Below are 2,838 nucleotides of genomic sequence, written 5' to 3'. Positions count from 1 at the left end.
GCGGAGCCCGGGCGGCACCGCAGCCGCGTGAGCACCGGAACGCCGAGGCCGCAGCGGAGCACGTCGACGACGCCGATGATCCGCAGCCGTCCGCTCTCGGTGAGCTTCTCGGCCCGCCGGAGCACGGTCGACTCACTGGCCCCGACGTGCTTGGCGACGGCACCCCACGGCGCCCGGCCGTTCAGCTGCAGGGCTGCGACGATGCGCCGGTCGAGTTCGGTCTTGCCTTCATTCTGCACAACGTGCATCTTGAATGCGGGAAAAGCTCAAGTCAATGGGTGGCGGTGCGGGAAAGTTGCAAAATAGAGATCTGAGTTGTTCACCGTGATCATCTTCCCCGGCGTCACCACCGTGCACTGCGCGATCGCGACGCAGCCGACTCCCGGCTCACCGCGTCGGCAAGTCCAATGCCGATCCTGCGAGGAGCGATACCGTTTCGGGTATCGCCGACTCGTACGTCGGCCGGCCCGGGACCACGGCAGAGGGATCAGAGGCAGTTCTGCGTGTGCTGGGAGCTAGTCACGCCTCGGTGGTGGCGACGATGAGACCGGTGTCCGCGTTCGGCGATCCCGCCGACGCGCTCGCGGACGCGCTCCATTGCGCGGAGGTGGCGAGCCGCATGCCCGACCCGAGTGCACTCCGTCTCTGGCGCCGCCACAACCTCGGAGTACGCGGGCGGCTGCGTGAGGCTCGACGCCTCCTGGCCTATGTGGACGATCAACTTAGAGCTGCGCTCCGACTCGATGACGAGAAACAATCGCGTGCGCTAGCGACGCTGCGTGCGTACGTCGAAGCGGATGGCGTCATGACCGACTTCGCGAGCCGGATCGGAACCAGCCGTCCGTCGGCGTACGCGCGCCTGCGATGGCTGTCGGGGTGCTGCGCCCCACGCACATGATCGGCGGCCAGGGTCCTGGCGGCGACCACATCACCCATGGCGATCGCTTCCACGAGTTCGTCACAGCTGAGCGGGGGTGGCGGTGCAGCGCGCACGCAGCACGGTGAGTCGGTGCTGTCCCGGGTCGTGCGGATCTTCGAGGCATTCGACCCGGACGCGCCGTCCCTGCGCGGCACCGACATCGCCAACCGTTCTGGCGTGCACATTGCCACGGCCTCGCGGCTGGTCGATGAACTGGTGACCTACGGCTGGCTCCTGCGGGACGAGGACCGGCGGATCCGGGTCGGGGTCCGGTGGCCGGCTGCTGGCTGACGCACTCAACCTGACACGGAATTTCACCCACCAGACCGGTTCCGGCTTTTCGAACCTGCGGAGCCACATAGCTTGCCGCCGCAGACCGAAACAGCGGCAACCGCAATCTCTGGCTCCGCACCCTTGACTGGCTTAGCCCGGATCCACCGAGTTGGTTTTGGCGTGTGTTGTTGCAGCACGTGCGCCAGCAAATCAAGTGTGCGCCAACGATGGGTCAGTGCGGGGTGGGGACAGGTTGCTGCGCCGGACGCGGTGTCGCCAGTTTCGCCTGGCGTCGGTGTCTGGATGGGTGGAGCAGGAGGGAGCGGGAGGAAAATGGGAGGATTGTAGGGGGTTGAACCGCGTTGTACTGCACTGAGCGGAAGTGAGCTGCACCGGTTTGTGCTGCGGTTTCTCGGTTTTCGCAGGTGACTGTCTCTTGTGGACTCGTAGTGCTTCAGTTCCTGGAGGATCTTCTTCGCGTGACCTCTGTCGAAGATCAGCACTCGGTTGGTGCACTCTTCGCGAACGGAGCGTGTGAATCGTTCCGCGTGCGGGTTGCAGTTGGGGCTGCGCGGCGGGGTCTTCGTGACCGTGATGCCTTCGCTGGCGAGGATTGCGTCGAAGGCGGCGGTGAACTGATGGCGCTCAGGTGAATCGGCTCTGGCGCGGGTTTCGTGACCCTGGTGACGGGTCGTGATCGCGGTTGTTGATCATATTGGGCGTGCTCTGTTGATCTGGAAGCGTTGCTGCCTCATCTGGGCGGGCTGTTGTGGAGCGAGTGGAGTACGGATCCGACGGCGTGACGATCTGCGCTCGGTCGCGCGTGGCCGAGGCGACCTGCCGGGCTTGCGGGGTGCGGTCTGGGCGGGTGCACAGCCGTTACGTGCGCCGGTTGTCTGATGGCGTGCTCGGTAGGCGACCAGTGGTCATCGCGTTGACGGTCCGGCGGTTCGTATGCCTGGATTCTCAGTGCGCGACGAAGACGTTCGTGGAACAGGTCGACGGGCTGTCCGAGCCGAATCGACGTCGGACGACTCCGCTGCTGGCGATGTTGGGGCAGGTGGGCTTGGCGTTGGCAGGCCGAGCTGGGGCGCGTCTGGCCGCGATCTTGGGTATCAAAGTGGATCGGACGACGCTGCTGCGTTTGGTCCGGCCGGACAACAAGCTGATGCCGATCCCCGATGCGTGCCTCGGTCACCTCACCGAACTCGAAAGGTGCGACGCCTGCGTGCCGTCCGGTGCCGAGGCGGTCGTCGCCGATGGCGTAGACCTGGATTCCGGCGTTGGTCACCGTCTTGCCGCCGTCGGCGACGGCGATCCGGTTGCCGTGGAGCATCTCGACGGAGTGCGCATTGTCGGCGTCCTGCAGGCGGGTGGCGAACACCAGGCGGGGAGCGGCTCCGTGGGTTGGGGGGCGAGCAGGATTATTTGTAGAAGTACAAGCGGTGGCAGCGCCAGGCCCGATGCATTGTGGCAGTTGGATATGGGTGTGGCTCTTTTGGAGTGAGCTGGTGGACGTGTGTGATCAGCGATTTCGCTGGGTGGTGATCTTGGAAGGGCTCCTTCTCGTTACGTTCGTGGGTGCTGAAGCCGCATGAACGTCAAGAAGGAGCCCGGGTGTCAGGGTACGCGAATGATGAAGTCAT

The 2,838-nt window shown here is 65.1% G+C and carries 4 protein-coding genes; 2 read left to right on the top strand and 2 right to left on the bottom strand.

Annotated elements, in window-relative coordinates:
• The coding region (locus tag ACWDKQ_RS35665; RefSeq protein WP_450143154.1) for an Lrp/AsnC family transcriptional regulator at positions 1-239 on the bottom strand (239 nt) is incomplete at its 3' end.
• Between the two features lie 770 nt (positions 240-1,009).
• On the opposite strand from ACWDKQ_RS35665, the gene ACWDKQ_RS35660 reads away from it, so the two are divergent.
• Positions 1,010-1,210, top strand: a complete 201-nt coding sequence (locus tag ACWDKQ_RS35660; RefSeq protein WP_450143153.1) for a helix-turn-helix domain-containing protein — start codon at positions 1,010-1,012, stop codon at positions 1,208-1,210.
• 23 nt (positions 1,211-1,233) lie between these two features.
• Here ACWDKQ_RS35660 and ACWDKQ_RS35655 read toward each other — a convergent pair whose 3' ends face one another.
• The gene (locus ACWDKQ_RS35655; protein ID WP_450143155.1) at positions 1,234-1,788 is read right to left on the bottom strand and encodes a hypothetical protein; all 555 of its coding nucleotides are present in this window, start codon (positions 1,786-1,788) and stop codon (positions 1,234-1,236) included.
• A 182-nt stretch (positions 1,789-1,970) separates the two neighbouring features.
• Here ACWDKQ_RS35655 and ACWDKQ_RS35650 point away from each other — a divergent pair, with 182 nt between their 5' ends.
• Positions 1,971-2,699, top strand: a complete 729-nt coding sequence (locus ACWDKQ_RS35650; protein WP_450143152.1) for a transposase family protein — start codon at positions 1,971-1,973, stop codon at positions 2,697-2,699.
• Positions 2,700-2,838: the final 139 nt, after the last annotated feature.

Source organism: Saccharopolyspora sp. NPDC000995 (genome assembly GCF_053599315.1).
This window is presented reverse-complemented; position numbering and strand designations above follow the sequence as displayed.